General features: G+C 38.1%; 17 protein-coding genes. 13 read left to right on the forward strand and 4 right to left on the reverse strand.

The window, feature by feature from the left end; all coding sequences use genetic code 11:
- Positions 1-20 precede the first annotated feature (20 nt).
- Positions 21-734 carry a metallophosphoesterase gene (locus JG738_RS01610; protein ID WP_236583230.1) on the forward strand — a complete coding sequence of 238 codons (714 nt, stop codon included), beginning with the start codon at positions 21-23 and terminating at the stop codon, positions 732-734.
- On the forward strand, positions 713-1195 hold the full coding sequence (locus JG738_RS01615; RefSeq protein WP_201338011.1) for a Mut7-C RNAse domain-containing protein: 483 nt from the start codon (positions 713-715) through the stop codon (positions 1193-1195). Before JG738_RS01610 ends, JG738_RS01615 begins: the two co-directional genes overlap by 22 nt.
- On the opposite strand, the gene JG738_RS01620 is transcribed toward JG738_RS01615, so the two are convergent.
- The 4 genes from JG738_RS01620 to JG738_RS01635 are packed head-to-tail and all read right to left on the reverse strand — an operon-like array spanning position 1143 to position 5519.
- Positions 1143-2909 carry a nucleoside-diphosphate sugar epimerase/dehydratase gene (locus tag JG738_RS01620; protein ID WP_201338012.1) on the reverse strand — a complete coding sequence of 589 codons (1767 nt, stop codon included), beginning with the start codon at positions 2907-2909 and terminating at the stop codon, positions 1143-1145. The two genes, JG738_RS01615 and JG738_RS01620, sit on opposite strands and share 53 nt — an antisense overlap.
- Positions 2882-3964, reverse strand: a complete 1083-nt coding sequence (locus JG738_RS01625; RefSeq protein WP_201338013.1) for an aminotransferase class V-fold PLP-dependent enzyme — start codon at positions 3962-3964, stop codon at positions 2882-2884. Before JG738_RS01625 ends, JG738_RS01620 begins: the two co-directional genes overlap by 28 nt.
- Positions 3964-5214, reverse strand: coding sequence for a Vi polysaccharide biosynthesis UDP-N-acetylglucosamine C-6 dehydrogenase TviB (gene tviB, locus JG738_RS01630; RefSeq protein ID WP_305080199.1), 1251 nt, complete (start codon positions 5212-5214; stop codon positions 3964-3966). Before tviB ends, JG738_RS01625 begins: the two co-directional genes overlap by 1 nt.
- Positions 5211-5519 (reverse strand): hypothetical protein, encoded by a 309-nt coding sequence (locus tag JG738_RS01635; RefSeq protein ID WP_201338014.1) that lies wholly within the window; start codon positions 5517-5519, stop codon positions 5211-5213. Before JG738_RS01635 ends, tviB begins: the two co-directional genes overlap by 4 nt.
- On the opposite strand from JG738_RS01635, the gene JG738_RS01640 reads away from it, so the two are divergent.
- From JG738_RS01640 to JG738_RS01690, 11 genes are all read left to right on the forward strand, one after another.
- Complete coding sequence (locus tag JG738_RS01640) at positions 5518-6018, forward strand: hypothetical protein (RefSeq protein WP_201338015.1); 501 nt, start codon at positions 5518-5520, stop codon at positions 6016-6018. The two genes, JG738_RS01635 and JG738_RS01640, sit on opposite strands and share 2 nt — an antisense overlap.
- Positions 6015-6863, forward strand: coding sequence for a deoxyribonuclease IV (gene nfo / locus JG738_RS01645; protein ID WP_201338016.1), 849 nt, complete (start codon positions 6015-6017; stop codon positions 6861-6863). The genes JG738_RS01640 and nfo overlap by 4 nt, the downstream gene beginning before the upstream one ends.
- Positions 6863-8596 carry an ATP-binding protein gene (locus tag JG738_RS01650; protein WP_084275236.1) on the forward strand — a complete coding sequence of 578 codons (1734 nt, stop codon included), beginning with the start codon at positions 6863-6865 and terminating at the stop codon, positions 8594-8596. The genes nfo and JG738_RS01650 overlap by 1 nt, the downstream gene beginning before the upstream one ends.
- Positions 8597-8735: 139 nt before the next feature.
- Complete coding sequence (locus tag JG738_RS01655; RefSeq protein ID WP_084276565.1) at positions 8736-9125, forward strand: NAD(P)H-quinone oxidoreductase subunit 3; 390 nt, start codon at positions 8736-8738, stop codon at positions 9123-9125.
- On the forward strand, positions 9107-9616 hold the full coding sequence (locus JG738_RS01660) for an NADH-quinone oxidoreductase subunit B family protein (protein ID WP_084275237.1): 510 nt from the start codon (positions 9107-9109) through the stop codon (positions 9614-9616). The genes JG738_RS01655 and JG738_RS01660 overlap by 19 nt, the downstream gene beginning before the upstream one ends.
- The gene (locus tag JG738_RS01665) at positions 9616-10407 is read left to right on the forward strand and encodes an NADH-quinone oxidoreductase subunit C (RefSeq protein WP_201338017.1); all 792 of its coding nucleotides are present in this window, start codon (positions 9616-9618) and stop codon (positions 10405-10407) included. Before JG738_RS01660 ends, JG738_RS01665 begins: the two co-directional genes overlap by 1 nt.
- A 10-nt stretch (positions 10408-10417) precedes the next feature.
- Positions 10418-11650 (forward strand): NADH dehydrogenase (quinone) subunit D, encoded by a 1233-nt coding sequence (gene nuoD, locus JG738_RS01670; RefSeq protein WP_201338018.1) that lies wholly within the window; start codon positions 10418-10420, stop codon positions 11648-11650.
- Positions 11651-11668: 18 nt separating this feature from the next.
- Complete coding sequence (locus JG738_RS01675) at positions 11669-11911, forward strand: NADH-ubiquinone oxidoreductase subunit E family protein (protein ID WP_084275240.1); 243 nt, start codon at positions 11669-11671, stop codon at positions 11909-11911.
- A gap of 12 nt (positions 11912-11923) precedes the next feature.
- A complete protein-coding gene (locus JG738_RS01680; protein ID WP_201338019.1) occupies positions 11924-13966 on the forward strand; it encodes an FAD-dependent oxidoreductase in 2043 nt (680 codons plus the stop codon).
- Between the two features lie 9 nt (positions 13967-13975).
- Positions 13976-16249 carry an NADH-quinone oxidoreductase subunit G gene (locus JG738_RS01685; protein ID WP_201338020.1) on the forward strand — a complete coding sequence of 758 codons (2274 nt, stop codon included), beginning with the start codon at positions 13976-13978 and terminating at the stop codon, positions 16247-16249.
- On the forward strand, positions 16246-18732 hold the full coding sequence (locus tag JG738_RS01690) for an NADH-quinone oxidoreductase subunit G (RefSeq protein ID WP_201338021.1): 2487 nt from the start codon (positions 16246-16248) through the stop codon (positions 18730-18732). The genes JG738_RS01685 and JG738_RS01690 overlap by 4 nt, the downstream gene beginning before the upstream one ends.

Genomic DNA, 18732 nt, shown 5'->3' on the forward strand with positions numbered 1-18732 from the left:
GAGTTATTGTTTATGGAGATATTCATGGCTGCTTAAATGAACTAAAACTATTACGCAAAAAAATAGGAGTCACAAAAGAGGATATTGAGGTAAGTGTAGGGGATTTTATAGGAAAAGGTCAATACTCCAAAGAGACTCTTTGCTACTTGCAAGAACACTCCATTAAGGCTATAAGAGGAAATCACGAAGATAAATTTTTACGATACTACTATCACGAACAGCGTTTTTTAACTCAAGGGATTGCAAATCCGATGCAGCTCTCTGCCAAAGAGCAAGAGATCTATAAAACTCTTGATAAAGAGGATTTTGTATTTTTGCAAAGTCTACCACTTTTTCTCCAATTTAATGCATTAACAGTTATACATGGTGGGATTTTGCCATCAACAAATCTTGCAAAGCTTGATAAAAAAAGTGCAGCACAAGTGATGCGTGTGCGTTATCTTGATGTTCATGGAAGATTTGTTGCCCTCGATGATGCTGATCCGCATATACACTTTTGGTGGAGTGAACTCTATGATGGAAGATATAGGTATGTAGTATATGGGCATCAACCCTTCTTATACCCTAGAGTTGATCGCTGGAGCTTTGGCATAGATACTGGAGCAGTATATGGTAATAGACTCACAGCAATTGTTTTTGCTGATGCTAAAACTCCTTTTTGCTATGAGCTTTTTTATGTACCATCTCAAACTTATGCAAAAAAGAGCAAACCGTGGATAGTATCCGATTTATAGCCGATGTGCATTTGGCAAAAGTGGCAAAATATATGCGTCTCTTGGGATTTGATACACTCTATTTCAACCAAATAGATGATAGTACATTACTCCAAATTGCTGCGAAGGAAAAGAGATATATCTTGACAAAAGATAGAGGATTAGCGCAGCGTAGTGACAGGGTCTATTTGGTAAAAGAAAAAGAGATAAAAGGGCAAATCTATGAAATATTGCGCCATTTTGCAGTAAAGCAGTGTGAGCCATTTACGAGATGTTTAGTAGATAATGCTTTTTTACAACCTGTATCAAAAGAGGAAATTATTGATAGACTTCCTCAAAAAGTAATTGGATGGTGTAATAAATTTTGGATATGCCCAGTGTGTGGACGTATTTACTGGCATGGTACCCACTTTTTGAGGATGAAAAAATTTATCGATGAGGTGTGTGGTGAAATTCAGGCACGAGCTCTTGTAAAAGAGTGATAATTTTTTGTGGATTTTGTGTTTGTAGCAGCTCTTCTATCTTTTCTCTAAGTTTTGCAAAATCAATTGGATCTGGTTTAGCGATATAGATTGATTCATAGCGTGTTGGTTCTTCTGCCCCTTCTAAGAGGATCTCTTCATAAAGCTTCTCTCCTGGACGAAGTCCAATAAATTTGATAGGTACCTCTTTATTGTAAATCTCCATCATCTTTTTTGCAAGATCTACTATTTTAACAGGCTCACCCATATCCAAAATAAATATCTCTTTACCCTTTGCGATAGTTGCAGCTTGTAAAACGAGTTGGCAAGCTTCACTTGTGAGCATAAAGTAGCGGGTAATTTCTGGGTGCGTGACAGTAATAGGTCCTCCCTGCTCAATTTGGGCTTTAAATTTTGGTATAACGCTTCCGCTACTTCCAAGTACGTTCCCAAAACGTACAGCGCAGATTGTAGTATTGTGTGATGGTATACTTTGAGCATAAAGTTCACAAACACGTTTTGTAGCTCCCATAATATTTGTTGGATTAACAGCTTTGTCTGTTGAGATGAGTACAAAATGGGGCACTTCATGCGCAATTGCAGCATCAATACAGCTTTTAGTACCTAAAATATTATTTTTCACAGTTGCCTGGGGGTTAAGCTCTGCAAGATGGACATGTTTATATGCTGCAGCGTGTAAAATAATATCAGGTTTGTGCTTTTGAATGATTGATGCAATTTCATTATACTGTGTCACATCGCAAAGATATGGAATAAGTGAAGGGTGTTTTTCACTAATTACATAGAGATTGTATTCACTTATTTCAACACCTATTACCTCTTTTGCCCCATATACAAAACATTGTTGTACTAATTCGCTGCCGATACTCCCGCCAGCACCTGTGATGAGCACGCGCTTGTCTTTTATAAACTCTTGAATAGCTTTACTGTCCAAATCTCTCGGTTTTCTTGCAAGGAGATCTTCAATCTCAAGATTACGTAAAGGCTCTTTTGTAAGAGTTGCGATCTTTATCTCATCAATACCATGCTCTTTTGCTTTTTTTTCAAGATCCTGTAATTTTTTAGGCTCCAGTTTTGTAGCAATTATAAGTGCATCTGGAGTGAGATGCTGCCAAAATTTCTCTTCAGAGAGAATCGGTATAGAGCTAAGGAAGTTGCCAGATCTGTTATTATCGATGATTGCAAGGGGTTTGTAGTCAAGTTCACCATTGAGAAATGCATCAATGAGGTTTTTTGTGTTGGGTGATATACCATAAATGGCGCATGTTTTGATACTTTTATGTTTTGTCGATTCTATCCATACTCTTTTTGCAATGCGAACAGCTGCTAAAAAGACAAGGGAGAGGAAAAAATCTATAAAAAGTGCGCTGCGAGGGAAAAGCAATACTTTTTCATGTAAAGGAAAAAGAAGGAAGATAGCAACGCTGTATGCTCCTATGAGTGCTAACAGAAGTTTGCGCGCTTCACTAAGACCATAGAAACGCCAAGTAAAGTGGTACTGCTTAAAGAGGTAGAGAAAAATAATTTTTATAGAAGTTATAACAAGATAGATCTTCCAAAAATCATGCCAAGCAATAGGAGGAATAGAAAAACTATAACGAAGAGTATAGGCTAAAAGAAGAGATAAAAGTGAAAAAATTGCATCTGCAATTATAAAAAAAAGGACTCTTTTACCTGTCGTTGGTTTTAACAAACTGTCATGATTTTTTCGCATATATCCTCTACCTGCTCTTTTGTGAGTTGTGTACCGCTAGGAAGACAGAGTCCCTGTTGAAAGAGTTGTTCACTCATTCCTTTTCCATAAAATTTATTATCTTTACAGAGTGGTTGTAGATGCATAGGCTTCCATAATGGACGCGATTCGATACCTTTGCTTAAAAGGGATTCGTAGATACGTAACGGATCGGTTTCAAAGAGTGCAGTTGTAAGCCATCTATTACCAAAACTTTCAGGGAGTTCGGGCATAAAAGTTGCGCTATCTTGAAGATACTCTTGATACCAAGCAAAAATTTCTCTCTTTTTTGCAATGCGCTCATCTAATACTTCCATCTGCGCTACACCAATTGCTGCAAGAATGTTGCTAAGACGATAGTTATATCCGTAGGTTTCGTGTTCATACCATGGATATCCTGGTTCTTTTGCCTGTGTGGAGAGGAACCTGGCTTTTTGCATCAGTTTTTCATCTTTTCCTATGAGCATGCCTCCACCACTGGTTGTGAGGATCTTATTGCCATTAAAGGAATATGCTCCAAAAATTCCAAATGTACCAGTGTGTTTTTCCTCAAACCTTGCTCCAAGAGACTCTGCAGCATCTTCGATGAGATGCGCTCCATACTTTTGGCATAGATTCGCAATCTCTTTGATATTGGCACTTTGGCCATAAAGATGGGTAACTATCACAGCTTTGGGGTGCTCACGTTTGAGTGCTATTTCTAGTGCTTCGGGATCCATCTGCCAGCTTGTATCGCAGTCTATAAGAATTGGCTTGGCTTTTTGGTAAAGAATTGGTGCAAGAGATGCTATAAATGTAAAATCGCTTACTGCTACCTTGTCACCCTCTTTGATTCCAAGAGTACGCAAGGCAAGATGAATACCAGCAGTAGCATTGCAAAGTGCAAGTGCATACTTAGCATTTGTATACTCTTTGACTGCTTCTTCAAAGCGGTCTATAAATTCGCCAACTGGAGCAATATAGTTACTTGCAAAAGCCTCTTCAATATATACAAGCTCTTTACCGCTCATGTGAGGAGGGGAGAGATAGATTTTCATCAAAGCCTTTTATCCACTATATCTTTTGGCAGTATACCCTTAATATCAAACACTATACTTGATTTCGGTATCTTTTGATAATCAAGCTTCTTAAACTGCTCATGAGCAACAGCTAAAATGATAGAATCATACTCTGCAAAGTTTGGCTCATTTGCTAAAAGCTCAAGATTATACTCTCTTTTTACTTCTTCACTATCAGCCCAAGGATCATATACATCTACTTTGATTCCAAAATCTTGTAGCTCTTGTATTACATCAATAACTCTACTATTTCTAATATCTGGACAGTTCTCTTTAAAAGTTATTCCAAGTACCAATGCTTTGCTTCCCTTTACCTTATGTCCTTTATGGATAAGGAGTTTCACGACCTTGTTGGCTACGAAGATGCCCATCTCATCATTTGTTCTTCGACCAGCAAGTATTATTTGTGGATGGTATCCCACCTCTTTTGCTTTGTATGCTAGGTAGTAGGGATCTACTCCGATACAGTGTCCACCAACAAGACCTGGACGAAAGGGAAGGAAGTTCCATTTCGTTCCAGCTGCTTCAAGCACATTCAGTGTATCGATATTTAATTTATCAAAGATTAAAGCTAGTTCATTGACAAAAGCAATATTGATATCTCTTTGAGCATTTTCTATTACTTTTGCAGCCTCTGCTACTTTGATACTTGGTGCTAAATGTGTTCCAGCGGTGATGATGCTTTTATAGAGCTCATCTACTTTTTTTGCAACTTCTGGAGTACTGCCGCTAGTTACTTTCTTAATAGTTGGAAGTCTATGTTTTTTATCTCCTGGATTGATTCTTTCGGGACTATAGCCACAGAAGAAATCTTTATTAAATTTTAGTCCACTTTCACGCTCTAATTCTGGTACACACACCTCTTCAGTACATCCTGGATAGACAGTTGATTCATAAATAACAATATCACCTTTTTTCAATACTCTGCCAACTGTTCTACTAGCCATGATGAGAGGAGTGAGGTCAGGATTTTTATGCTCATCTATTGGAGTTGGAACAGTGACGATATAGATATTTGCATCTTTAATCTCATCTATTGAGGAGGTAAAGGAGAGGTTTTTAGCTTCTTGGAGTTCTTCTTTACTTACTTCTAATGTTCTATCATAGCCATTTTTGAGCTCTTCAATTCTTTTAGTATTAATATCAAATCCGATGGTTTTATACTTTTTACCAAATTCTACTGCTAATGGCAGGCCTACGTAGCCGAGACCGATGATGGCAAGAGTCAAAAGCTCTCCTTTGGAAAAGCTGCATGAAATATATGATCTAAATCAAAAGGGCGAATTGTTTTATTGAAACCAAGAAGATATGGGATGATCTCAAGAAAAAGGTATGCAAGATGAAGCATGGGCAAAAAAATTATAAGCATAGTTTTAAATGTTGAAGGTTTATGCCATTCTCGTATCCACTCAATTGCGCTCTTTACATCATAGAGGGCTAGCATTGCTTCAAAACTAATGATAAAGCCTAAAACAAGATATGTTAAAATGAAGCTATAAACAAAGAGATAGAAAAAAAACTCAAGGTTACTCATGCCACATCTTTTTTCTTCGCATTATAGCAAAAACTCTCTCAATATATTGATGATAATTGTTTTATTTTTTAGTGGATGTGCTATGAAGCAAAAGATTACAAGTGAGCCAGTGCGTTTTGTTTTCAAAACGAAAAGTATAAAAGTTGCTGCTAGTGGTTTTTTGCAACGAGGAGGAAGTCTCAAACTCCAAGCATATGGTGCTGGACAGCCTCTGTTTGAGCTTATTTTAGGTAAAAGAGTCTGTATAAATGGACGGTGCATGTCCTATGCGATGTTTAATGAAAAAGTGCTTTCTCCCTTTTATCCATCTTATATTATACGTAATATTTTAGAAAGTAAGCCAATATTTGCTGGTAAAAACTTAGAAAAAAGAGGTGATGGATTTTTCCAAGAGATCTTGGATGAGCGCTTTGCTATAATCTACCGGGTAACTAAAAAGGGTGTATATTTTAAAGATAGTAAAAATAAAATATTGATAAAGCTAAAGGAGTTAGATTGAGTAAATTTATTGGTGCGCATGTAAGTGCCAGTGGAGGAGTGGAAAATGCTCCTAAAAATGCACAAAAAATTGGTGCAAAAGCTTTTGCACTCTTTACAAAAAACCAGCGCCAATGGAAAGCAAAGCCTCTATCAAGTGAGAGTATTGAAAAATTTAATGAGTATGTGGAAAAGGCTGGTATTGAAAAAAAACATATATTGCCACATGATAGTTATCTCATCAATCTAGGCCATCCAGAGGATGAGAAGTGGCAAAAAAGTCTTGATGCGTTTATAGATGAAGTGCAGCGCTGTGAGCAATTAGGGCTTGATAAGCTCAACTTTCATCCCGGAAGTCACCTTAAAAAGATAAGTGAAGAGGAGTGTTTAGATCGCATTAGTGAGGCTATGAATGAGACGCTCAAGCAAAGTAGCAATGTTATCCTTGTGATTGAAAATACAGCGGGACAAGGAAGCAATTTAGGATACAAATTTGAACATCTACGCTATCTTATAGATAAATCTATTGATAAATCACGTGTTGGAGTTTGTCTTGATACTGCACATATGTTTGCAGCTGGGTATGATTTACGCACAAAAGAGGCTTATGAAAAGACAATGCAAGAGTTTGATAAGATTGTTGGATTTGAGTATTTACGGGGAATGCACATTAACGATTCTAAAGCCAAATTTGCAAGCCGAGTAGATCGCCACCACTCTCTTGGCAAAGGAGAAATAGGTCTTGATGCATTTCGTTTAATTATGCAAGATGAACGCATAAAAGATATTCCCTTGATTTTGGAAACAATTGATGATACTATCTGGGATAAAGAGATAGCACTTTTATATTCTTTTATGGAGAGTTAATGGAATTTTTAAAAGATTTTTTACAAGTCAAAGATGTAAAAAAAGCCAAAATTTTCCCGCACCTCAAGGTGAGTGAAGAGGAAGCGAAAATTTTACAATATCTTACTAAAGAGTACATCAATGGTGAAGATGAGGTAAATGTTTTTGATGTACTGAATGACATTTACGGAGAAGAGAGGTTTATCTATCTTGATAAGCTCCATTTGATAAAAAATCTGCTAGATTTAGGATGGATTGTACAAGGTGGGTTTGGTTCACTCAAATCCAATGACTTTACGAAGTTAGAGCTTCTCCATAGCGAAATTGCTCTCAGTGTCCCCTTTTTGCGCCTTTTGGAAGAGGGTAATGTAGAGCTTGCTTTGCCTGAAATAAAGCCGTATGAGGATCATCTTGAATATTTTGAGGACCAATTTTTCCGCATAGAGATCTATCAAAAAATTGCACAGGCACGTCAAAACTACAGCACAGATGCTCCTACAATAAATAGACTCAAAAACAAACTCAATCTATTAGAAAACCGTATCAAAGAGAGATTACAAGTAACAACCAAAGAGCTTGAGGTAGAAAAACTCTTCCAAGAGTATGCTCTTTCGCAAAAAGAGCAGATTATTTTTTTGGCTCTTTTAAAAGAGGAGTATGCAGGGAACGAGGGGGGTTTGAGAGAGATGAATGCGCTTATTGATCTTATTAGTTTTAATGAGTATGAACGTATAGAAAATAGATCCCTTCTTGAAGAGCATGCAAAACTTATAGCTAATGGGCTCATTGATTATGATGAGGTGCTCACCCCTTTTGGTAATCTCTCTCGAAGCTTTTTTGTTGTAGAAGATATCATGCAGCGCATAGTCCATCCAGATCGTAAGCGTAGTAAAAAACTCAAACTCCAAAATCTCATAAAAGAGCAAGATATTTTTGAGCTTATTGAGCCAAAAACAACTTTAGATGATGTGGTGTTGCATCCTGAGACGAGAAAAACCCTCGATGCCCTTTTGCGACAGATGGATAGACGCGTAGCTGAGAGACTCAAAAAGTGGGGTATTAAAACAAAAAAACGAGGCGTTGATGCAAGGATCATCTTTTACGGTCCTCCAGGAACGGGAAAGACGCTTACAGCGCTTTCACTAGCAAAATCATTGAAAAAACCGGTGCTCAGTTTTGATTGCTCTAAAATTCTCTCTATGTATGTGGGTGAGAGTGAAAAAAATGTACGCAAGATTTTTGATACCTATAGGGATCTTAGTCAAAAAGCTAAGAGTGAGCCGGTACTTCTACTCAATGAAGCAGATCAATTCTTAAGTGCACGTAGCCAATCTCCTGGAAGCAGTGCTGATAAAATGCACAACCAGATGCAAAATATCTTTTTAGAGCAGATTGAAAATTTTGAAGGAGTGCTTATTGCTACAACAAATCTGCTTGAGACAATCGATAGTGCATTTTCTCGCCGTTTTAACTATAAAATAGAGTTTAAAAAGCCTAGTTTCCAAGAGCGTGTGAAGCTGTGGGAGATGATGTTACCCAAAGAAGCAGATTATGAGCAAGGATTTGATATAAATACTTTGGCACAATATGATCTTACTGGTGGGCAAATCAATATTATTATAAAAAATACTGCATATAAAGTGGCTATCAAAGAGGAGCCGATTTTTACTATGAGTGATTTTATAGAAGAGATCCAAAAAGAGAAGATCTCAGCTTTTGGTGATGAAAAATCGATGGGGTTTTTGCATAGATAGGAATCTATGTAACATTCAGAAACAGACAATATTATCTTTTTGAATAGAAAAGAATGCTCAAACTCTTTTAAAATTCTTTTTGTTACACTTGCAGATAGATATATTAGGCGACTGCCCATTTACTAAAGGAGCATAGATGATGAGTCATATGGATGTGGCGCATCCCTATTTTGGTGCGTTTTTACTCTTTGTTATAACAGCTATAGCCTTTACGGCCACGACTGCGGCTGCGAGATTTGTCAGTAGAAGATTGGCACGTCTTGATACAGAAAAACTCAAAGTTGCAATATATGAGTGTGGTCCTGAGCCCGATAAGCAACCAAACAGAATCTCTGCGCAATTTTATCTCATTGCACTTCTTTTTATTCTGTTCGATGTTGAAATTATATTCATGTTTCCTTGGGCGATAGACTTTAAAATACTTGGTTGGTTTGGGTTTGCTGAGATGATACTCTTTATTTTGCTTTTGGCTATAGGTTTTGTATATGCATGGAAGAAAGGAGCTTTGGAATGGCACAGCATCAAGTAAATTTTGCTTCAAATGCGGGTTTACCCGTTGCACTTACTACTGTAGATAAATTAGTCAATTGGGGACGTACCAATTCTCTTTGGGTACTTACCTATGGACTTGCGTGCTGTGCTATCGAGATGATGGCAAGTGGTGCAAGCCGATACGATTTTGACCGATTTGGTGTAATCTTTCGGGCTAGTCCTCGCCAATCTGATGTTATGATTGTTGCTGGAACACTTACGAAAAAACATGCTGAATTTATTCGTAGACTCTACGATCAAATGGCAGAGCCAAAATGGGTTATATCTATGGGTAGCTGTGCAAATACTGGTGGAATGTTTAATACTTATGCAACTGTACAAGGGGTAGATAGAGTAATCCCTGTAGATATCTATCTTCCAGGCTGTGCGCCAAGACCAGAAACATTGCAGTATGCTGTGATGCTTTTACAAAAAAAATTGCGTAAGCGCTCTATTTTTCAAAAACAAAAACCTAAAAGGCTTGTATAATGAGACCTTATAGACCAAAAGATAACGTACAAAAAAAATCGTACTATACCGATCGCTTTTGGGTGGCTCCAAAAATTCCCCATGAGCCGGTAGAAGATGAAGTTTTTAAAGCTGATTTAGCAAGTCTTAAAAAAAGCGTAAAAGTCAAAGATGCCTATATCGAGCGAGGGCAGATGGTAATTATTATTGATGCAAAGGATAATATAGCTACGCTTAAACATCTCAAAGAAGAGTGTGGTTATGATGTTCTTTCTGAAATGAGTGCAATCGATTACTTAGCAAAAGATGGAGAGTTTGAGATTTTTTATCAACTTCTTGCAATGAGTAAGCGAAAACGTGTGCGCGTAAAATGTCGTATTAAAGTGGATGAGGCCATTGAGAGTGTCGAGCCTCTTTTTCGCAGTGCAGACTGGAGTGAGCGTGAGATGTATGATATGTTTGGCATCAAAGTCAACAACCATCCATACCTCAAACGCATCTTGATGCCTGAGGATTGGGTTGGTTATCCTCTTCGCAAAACATATCCACTCCATGGTGATGAAGCAGCACAATGGTATGAAGTGGATAAAATATTTGGAAAAGAGTATCGAGATGTAATCGGTCCGGAGCAAAGAGATCCGGCTTATATCAGCACAACAGATACCTGCAATTTTGCACGAATCTATCATGAAGTGCCAAGATGTGCTGATCCTAATAGTGAGCCAGAGCAGATTGAGAGTTTCAATGAGGATGCACCACTTGTTGAGACATTTGATCTTAAAAAAGCAAAAATAGTAGATAAAACACGATAAGGGCTTGAATATGCAACAAAGAAATAGATTAGAGCCATATTTTGAAAACCTGGTTTTCGAGCGTGATGACAATAAAATGGTCATAAACTTTGGACCACAACACCCATCTGCCCACGGACAGCTAAGACTCATCCTTGAGATGGATGGAGAGCAGATAACCAAGGCAGTCCCAGATATTGGATATCTGCACCGTGGTATGGAAAAGATGGGCGAAAACATGATTTACAATGAGTTTTTGCCTACAACAGATCGTATGGATTATATTGCTGCAACTTCCAATAACTACGCTTTTGCATTGGCAGTAGAGCGTCTGCTTGGTATAGAAGATAAAGTGCCACGTAGAGCTAAAGTTATCCGAATGATTTTGCTTGAGCTCAATAGAATTATTTCACACCTTTTCTGGCTTGCAACACATGCCCTTGATGTAGGTGCGATGAGTGTCTTTTTGTACTGTTTTAGAGAGCGTGAACATGCAATGGATTTAATCGAAGATTACTGTGGTGCAAGGCTTACTCATAGTTCTGTACGCATTGGAGGAGTACCTCTTGATCTACCAGAAGGCTGGATGGATCGTCTAAATTGGTTTTTGAATAAACTTCCTGAGCAGATTGAACTCTATGAAGGACTCCTTACGGAAAACCGCATCTGGCGAATGCGTCTTGAAGAGGTGGGTGTCATACCTCCTGAAATGGCAAAGCAGTGGGCATGTAGTGGAATTATGCTCAGAGGAAGTGGAATAGAGTATGATATACGCAAAGAGGAGCCGTATGAGCTCTATGATGAAGTCGATTTTAATATTCCTGTAAGTGATAGATGCGATAGTTATGGTCGCTACCTTCTTTATATGGAAGAGATGCGTCAAAGTATAAAAATCATTCGCCAACTCATCCCTATGTATAAAGATACAGAGCCGCAACTCATGGCACATGCTCCTCAGTATATCAGTGCTCCAAAAGAGGATATTATGACGCAGAACTACTCTTTGATGCAGCACTTTGTATTGGTGACACAAGGTATGCGTCCACCAGTGGGAGAGGTCTATGTACCAACAGAATCGCCTAAAGGAGAGCTTGGATTTTTTATTCGTAGTGAAGGAGAGCCATATCCTTACCGCTTAAAAATCAGAGCACCAAGTTTTTGGCATACAGGTATTTTACAAGATCTCTTACCTGGGCACTATCTTGCAGATGTAGTAACAATTATTGGTTCGACTAATATCGTATTTGGTGAGATTGATAGATAAAGCGCATAAGGAACAGTTATGGTCAGATATGATTTGAGACATCTCCATGAGGATTTTTATGATCGTATGGTAGAACTTCTTGATAAAAATGTAAAGAGTGGAGAAGTAGCGATTTTTCTCTTTGAAGTAGTAACAAATGGCAAAAGCAATTTTGATGCAGTACAAAAAAGCGCTGATGTTATCAAAGAGCAAGGGCATGAACTTCTCAATTCATTGAAATTCAATGAGGTTGACTGGACGATAGTTGTCAGAAAAAAATAAGAGGGTAGTATTGTGAGTAAAGTATACTTTTCATGCTGGAAAGATGAGTTGATCGACAACAGAGGAAAACCACAAGAAGAGTGGGCAGAATCTGCTTATAATTTTCCGGTCAACTACAATATCGATCTTGCATCCAAAGCATTTATTGGATGGGCAGGTTTTGCTCTTTTCGATGAAGATGTAGATGTAGTAAAACTCGCAACTGAATATGCTGCCCAATATCAGATCTATTCAGAAGCATGTGGAAGATGTGCTCCAGGAAGATGGGGTGGAAGAATTTTATATGATCTTTTTGATAAGATTGCAAGAGGTGAGGGCGAAGAGAGTGACGTAGAGCACCTCAAAGAGGTCTCTCGCACTATGATGGAGACAAGTAAATGTGAAATTGGACGCACTGTTCCAAAGCCGCTTCTTGATATTTTGACACACTTTTCTGATGAGATTCATGATCTTATAACAAATAAAAAACCATCAAAGTACTATAATAATCCTGAGATCAGCTATATTGCAAAAGTTACTGCACCTTGTATGGATGCATGTCCTGCTCATGTTGATATTCCAGCCTACATTGAGGGTGTTCGCGATTTGCGCTATGACGATAGTCTCAAAGCAACAAGAAAGACTATGCCGCTTGCGCATACATGTGGGCGCGTCTGCCCGCATCCATGTGAAGATGAGTGTAGGCGAGCCAATCTTGATGAGCCTATTTCTATTATGGAACTCAAAAGAATTGGGGCTGATTTTGAGGATGAGCATGGTCTTTTCTGGCTTCATCCAAAGGAGCAAAAGCCGCTTAATGGCAAAAAGGTTGCTGTCATTGGTGCAGGTCCAGCAGGGTTGGCTGGTGCATACTACTTAGCTCTTGATGGAGTAGCTTGTGATGTATATGAAGAGCTACCAGTACTAGGTGGTGAAGTAGCTGTTGGGGTACCAGAGTATCGTATGCCTGTTGATAAATACAATAAAGATATCGAAGCGGTTCATTCCCTTGAAGGTGTGCGGTTTATCACAGGCAAACGTGTTACTGCAGAGGATATGAGAAAGTTTGAAAAAGAGTATGACGCTATATTGGTTGCTACTGGAACGAGAATTAGTAAAAAGGTGCGAGCAAAAAATGAACGCCTGGAAATCAAAGGATACTGGCCGGCTATTAACTTTCTTGACTGTATCAATCTCTATGTGAAGTATGGAATACCGGTCCCTGATGAGATTAGAAAACAGCAGCATCTCGATAAAGAGTATGTGGATTTGACTGGAAAAACCCTTGTGTGTGTTGGTGGGGGATTTACTTCTATGGACGTTGTACGTTGTGCGGTAAGAGCTAATGCGAAAAAAGTGATTATGCTCTATCGCCGTGATGAAGCTACAATTATTCGTAACACAACATATGAAGAATATCATGAGGCAGTAGAAGAGGGAGTTGAATTTATATTTTACTCTGCAGTAGAAGAGATTATTACTGATGAAAATGACAATCTCAAAGCATTAAAAGTAAACCGCTTTGAGCTCATCCCTGATCCAAACGGCGGAAGACCGCAACTACAAAAAATAGAGGGTGCAGATTTTACTATTGAGTGTGACTATCTGGTGCCTGCAGTAAGTCAGAGAGCAGATCTTTCACACCTTCCAGAAGAGTGGGAGATAGAGCTTACAAGTTGGGGTACAATCAAAACAGATGGCAAAACTTATATGAGTTCACGTAAAGGCGTTTTTGCAGCAGGTGATTGCGAATATGGCCCAATGACAATTGTTAACGCTGTGGGTCAGGCAAAGAGAGCTGCAAGTGTTATAAGCAGATATGTTCTCACAGGTGAGGTGAGTTTAACTGATGAGGAGATTATGGAAGATCATCTCAGAGCTCTCAAAGTTTATGATAAAAAAGAGAAGATTCGAGGTTGGTTGCCTGGAATTCCTCGCCAAGTGAGCGAAAAACTCACAGTTGATGAACGTAAATATACAAATGAAGAGGTCAATCTCGGTTTTACACAAGAGCAAGCGATCGCAGAAGCAGAGCGATGCATGCGGTGTTATTATATAGCAATGGTTGCAGTGTAAGGGCTGATGATGGTGAAATTTTATATAGATGGCAAAGAGGTTGTAGCACAAAAGGGTGAAACTATTTTACAGGTAGCCAGAAGGGAAGGCATTTATATCCCTACAATGTGCTATCTCTCAAAAGTGAAGCCAATTGAGTCGTGTAGACTCTGTGTTGTAGAGGTTGAGGGAGTGGATGGATTTGTACTGAGTTGTCAAACTCCCGTAACACCAGATATTAATGTAATAACTAATTCGCCCGAGCTTTATGAGCATAGACAAAATATTATGAAGCTCTATGATGTCAACCATCCACTAGAGTGTGGTGTATGTGATAAAAGCGGCGAGTGTGATTTGCAGAATAAAACTCTGGAATTTAACGTTGGTTCACAAGAATTTACAGCAAAAGATCAGTATCGTCCTATACAATATTGGAAATATATTCAGTATGATCCAAGTCTTTGTATATTGTGCGAAAAGTGTGTGCATGTTTGCAATGAAGTTATAGGTGATGATGCGATTGATATCTACTTTGGGGGCTATAAATCACACATAATCCCTAAAAATGCTGAAACTCTCGATTGTACTTTTTGTGGAGAGTGTATAGCGGTATGTCCTGTTGGAGCTCTTATTAGCTCAGATTTCAAATACACTTCAAACGCTTGGGAACTCAGACGTATTCCAGCTTCATGTGCGCATTGTAGTGCAGCTTGCCATCTCTATTATGAAGTAAAGCACGATTCTATATTCAATCCAGATCCAAAAATCTATCGTGTAAAAAATGAGTTTGAATTTGCAACACTTTGTGGTGCAGGAAGATTTGGATTTGATTTTGAAAATAGAGCGAAAAAAGATGAAAAAGCATTTAATAACGCAATAGCAGCTTTTCAAAAAGCAGATACCATAGAGTTTACTTCTTTCATTACCAATGAAGAAGCCTTTATCTTACAAAAATTGAAAGAGAAATTTGGTTATAGTCTCATTAATAAAGAGGCACGTGCATATCAAAAATTTTTACAAAACTATGGATCTTATAGTGGGAAAAGCCTCTATACAGCAGATTTAGAAAGCATAAAGAAAAGTGATTTTATTATACTTCTTGGAACATTTAGCTCTTCAGACAATCCTGCTGTACGCTACGCTTATACTGTTGCTCATAAACATCGTAAAGCTGAAATTATCAATATGCATCCGATTGAAGATGATCTTCTTAAACCTATTGTGACAAAATTTGTCAAATATGAAGTGGGAAGTGAAGAAGCAGTCTTGGCGATGCTACTTGATGCATTGCTTGATAATGAAGCAAAGAAAAAAGTAGGGAAAAAGTGGTTTGAAAGTCTCGATATTGGCTACTTGAGTGCAGAGTCAAGCGTAGGTGAAGAAGAGATTGGTGAAATTGTTGCAAGGTTGCAAAGAAAAAAACGTTTACGTGAAACAAATTTTACACTCATTCTTGGCGAGGATCTCTACACTCATCCGAGGGCAGAGAATATAGCGAAGCTGGCTGGGATAATAGAGAGATTTACAGATTTTCAAGTGATGCTTATACCACCAAAGACAAATAGCTTGGGAGTAGCTTTAATATGTGATCTTGATGATGAGGCAGGGGAGTATACAATAGGCTATAACATAAAAGGCGATTTTACATTGAGTGCTTTGGGAGATGGGGATCTTGATATGCCAGCACTCAATCAACAAGAGGGTACATTTACAAATATCGATAAGCGAGTAGTACCAATAAATGTTGCATTGCCATATGAGGGGTATGTACTTAATGATATAGCGCGAGCTTTGGGAGTGAGTGATAAAGAGTATACAATAGAGTTTACTCAGGAGCTTCCGCAAGAAAAAGGGTATCAAGAAGTAGCATTTGATGACTTGCCAAATGAGTTTTTGAATGATGGGACAGAGCAAAGAGGATATGTATTAAAGATACAAAAAGTGAATCTATCAAGAAAAAATGCAGAGTCAATAGAGGAGTTGCCAGAATTTAATGGCACAGTAATCTATAGATGTGAACCTGTTTTACAGTTTAGCCCTTTTACGAACAAAGCGCATCAGCTTGCATGGGAGTGCGATTTAGTAGGTTCTGAGCAGTTTAGTGTAGCAGCGAAATTAGAAGATGGCGATCATGTAGTGATTCATTCACGCCATGGAGAGATATATAAAAAATTTAAAATTGATAAAAAGCTCAAAGGGACTATTGCACTATTGGGAGTAAGTGATATGGGCGAGAAGTATTTTACAATGCAAGATTCATATCGCTATGAAAAAGTAAAAATCACAAAGAGAGATGAGCTATGAGTGAGAAAATTAAAATTACAATAGATGGTAAAGAGTGTGAAACGGTTGCAGGTGAATATGTACTCAATGTAGCAAGAGCTAATGGTATATTTATACCGGCTATTTGCTATTTGACAAACTGCTCACCGACCCTTGCTTGTAGGCTTTGTCTTGTAGAAGCTGATGGCAAGCAGGTATATGCGTGTAACGCTAAAGCAAAAGATGGTATGAGTATTGTAACTGTGACAGAAAATATCATCAAAGAGCGCCGCGCTATCATGGAAGTATATGATGTTAACCATCCGCTTGAGTGTGGTGTATGTGATCAAAGTGGTGAGTGTGAACTGCAAAATTATACTCTTGAGATGGGAGTGGATGAGCAGCACTATGCTATACGCGATACATACCGCCCAGTGAAAAAATGGAACTTTATCCATTATGACTCCTCTTTGTGTATTGTATGTGAGCGTTGTGTAACTGTGTGTAAAGACATGATAGGTGATGCAGCACTCAAAACTGTTCCACGAGGTGGTGATGCGCTTGATAAATCATGGAAAGAGCAGATGCCTAAAGATGCATACGCTATGTGGAATAAGCTCCAAAAATCAATCATTGGTGCAGTAGCTGGCGAGGAGCTTGATTGTACTTGGTGTGGAGAGTGTATCAGTGTATGCCCAGTGGGTGCTTTAGTAAGCGAAGATTATCACTATACGACAAACTCTTGGGAGCTTAATAAAATCCCAGCTGCATGTGCACACTGTAGTGCTGCATGTCATCTATACTATGAAACAAAACACACCTCTATTGAAAATCCTGAGCCAAAGATTTATCGTGTAACAAATGAGTTTCATTATCAACCATTGTGTGGGGCAGGAAGATTTGGATTTGATTTTGAAAACCGCCAAGTTAAAAAAGATGAAAAGGCATTTAACAGTGCATTAGAAGCGTTTAAAAAAGCTGATACTATCGCTTTTGATTCCTATGTTACTAATGAAGAAGCGCTCATTTTGCAAAAACTCAAAGAAAAATATGGCTATAAACTTCTCAATGAGGATGCATTACGATTTAAAAGATTTTTAGAAAACTACTCTTCTTACAGCGGCAAATCACTGCCAAGTGCTCAAGTAAAAGATGTGCATGAAAGCAATTTTGTCATATCAGTGGGAACAGCACTCAAGAGTGATAATCCTCGCGTGCGCTATGCATTTAACAATGCAGTGAAGATGAATAAAGGTGGCGGTATCTATTTTCATCCAATAAAAGATCCTATTATCGAGGCTCTTGGAAAAACAGTAGTTCCTGTTTACCATAAACCTCTCAAAGAAGAGGCTGTGCTTTACTTTATTTTGCAAGAGTTTGCCCAAAGAGAAGAACTTCCAAAATATATTGCTGAATATCTTGATTCACTAATGACAACGAAAACGAAAGAGGTTGAAGAGACTATTAAAGAAAAAGTTGTTGAAGTTGTAGAAGAGACCATTGTAGATGAAAAAACAGGAAAAGAGAAAAAGGTACAGAAAAAGATTACAAAAGAGGTTCCAAAAAAAGTAAAGAAAAAGATTGAGTATCAGGTGAGTAAACTCTATGAAATGATTGATGCACCTGAAGATCTTATGGAAAAACTTAAAAAAGTACTTGCTAAAAAGGAAAAGGCTGCGCTCATTCTTGGCGAGGATCTCTACACTCATCCGAGGGCAGAGAATATAGCGAAGCTGGCTGGGATAATAGAGAGATTTACAGATTTTCAAGTGATGCTTATACCACCAAAGACAAATAGCTTGGGAGTAGCTTTAATATGTGATCTTGATGATGAGGCAGGGGAGTATACAATAGGCTATAACATAAAAGGCGATTTTACATTGAGTGCTTTGGGAGATGGGGATCTTGATATGCCAGCACTCAATCAACAAGAGGGTACATTTACAAATATCGATAAGCGAGTAGTACCAATAAATGTTGCATTGCCATATGAGGGGTATGTACTTAATGATATAGCGCGAGCTTTGGGAGTGAGTGATAAAGAGTATACAATAGAGTTTACTCAGGAGCTTCCGCAAGAAAAAGGGTATCAAGAAGTAGCATTTGATGACTTGCCAAATGAGTTTTTGAATGATGGGACAGAGCAAAGAGGATATGTATTAAAGATACAAAAAGTGAATCTATCAAGAAAAAATGCAGAGTCAATAGAGGAGTTGCCAGAATTTAATGGCACAGTAATCTATAGATGTGAACCTGTTTTACAGTTTAGCCCTTTTACGAACAAAGCGCATCAGTTGCAAGAACACGGAAAGTTGTATGCAAGTGAAACATTTTTGGATGAATTTGACCTGAAAGAGGGTGATAAAGTTAATATTCAAAAAGATGATATTACCATAACAGTAGAAGTAGCATTGGATGATAAAATTGGATCTGGTGCATATATCGGGACTTTTGATAAGAGTATAGATATTGCGCCTTTATTTAAAGGCTATAGATTTACAGAAGTAAAACTGCAAAAGGTGTAA

The organism is Nitratiruptor sp. YY08-26, from assembly GCF_016593215.1.
In the GTDB taxonomy this organism is placed as follows: domain Bacteria; phylum Campylobacterota; class Campylobacteria; order Campylobacterales; family Nitratiruptoraceae; genus Nitratiruptor; species Nitratiruptor tergarcus.

What these genes read in the sequence shown, in the direction of transcription:
- JG738_RS01620 (WP_201338012.1), bottom strand. Translation starts at nt 2,909, where the DNA reads ATGCGAAAAAATCATGACAGTTTGTTAAAACCAACGACAGGTAAAAGA.
- JG738_RS01625 (WP_201338013.1), bottom strand. Translation starts at nt 3,964, where the DNA reads ATGAAAATCTATCTCTCCCCTCCTCACATGAGCGGTAAAGAGCTTGTA.
- JG738_RS01640 (WP_201338015.1), top strand. Translation starts at nt 5,518, where the DNA reads ATGCCACATCTTTTTTCTTCGCATTATAGCAAAAACTCTCTCAATATA.
- JG738_RS01635 (WP_201338014.1), bottom strand. Translation starts at nt 5,519, where the DNA reads ATGAGTAACCTTGAGTTTTTTTTCTATCTCTTTGTTTATAGCTTCATT.
- JG738_RS01650 (WP_084275236.1), top strand. Translation starts at nt 6,863, where the DNA reads ATGGAATTTTTAAAAGATTTTTTACAAGTCAAAGATGTAAAAAAAGCC.
- JG738_RS01655 (WP_084276565.1), top strand. Translation starts at nt 8,736, where the DNA reads ATGAGTCATATGGATGTGGCGCATCCCTATTTTGGTGCGTTTTTACTC.
- JG738_RS01660 (WP_084275237.1), top strand. Translation starts at nt 9,107, where the DNA reads ATGGCACAGCATCAAGTAAATTTTGCTTCAAATGCGGGTTTACCCGTT.
- JG738_RS01665 (WP_201338017.1), top strand. Translation starts at nt 9,616, where the DNA reads ATGAGACCTTATAGACCAAAAGATAACGTACAAAAAAAATCGTACTAT.
- nuoD (WP_201338018.1), top strand. Translation starts at nt 10,418, where the DNA reads ATGCAACAAAGAAATAGATTAGAGCCATATTTTGAAAACCTGGTTTTC.
- JG738_RS01675 (WP_084275240.1), top strand. Translation starts at nt 11,669, where the DNA reads ATGGTCAGATATGATTTGAGACATCTCCATGAGGATTTTTATGATCGT.
- JG738_RS01685 (WP_201338020.1), top strand. Translation starts at nt 13,976, where the DNA reads ATGGTGAAATTTTATATAGATGGCAAAGAGGTTGTAGCACAAAAGGGT.
- JG738_RS01690 (WP_201338021.1), top strand. Translation starts at nt 16,246, where the DNA reads ATGAGTGAGAAAATTAAAATTACAATAGATGGTAAAGAGTGTGAAACG.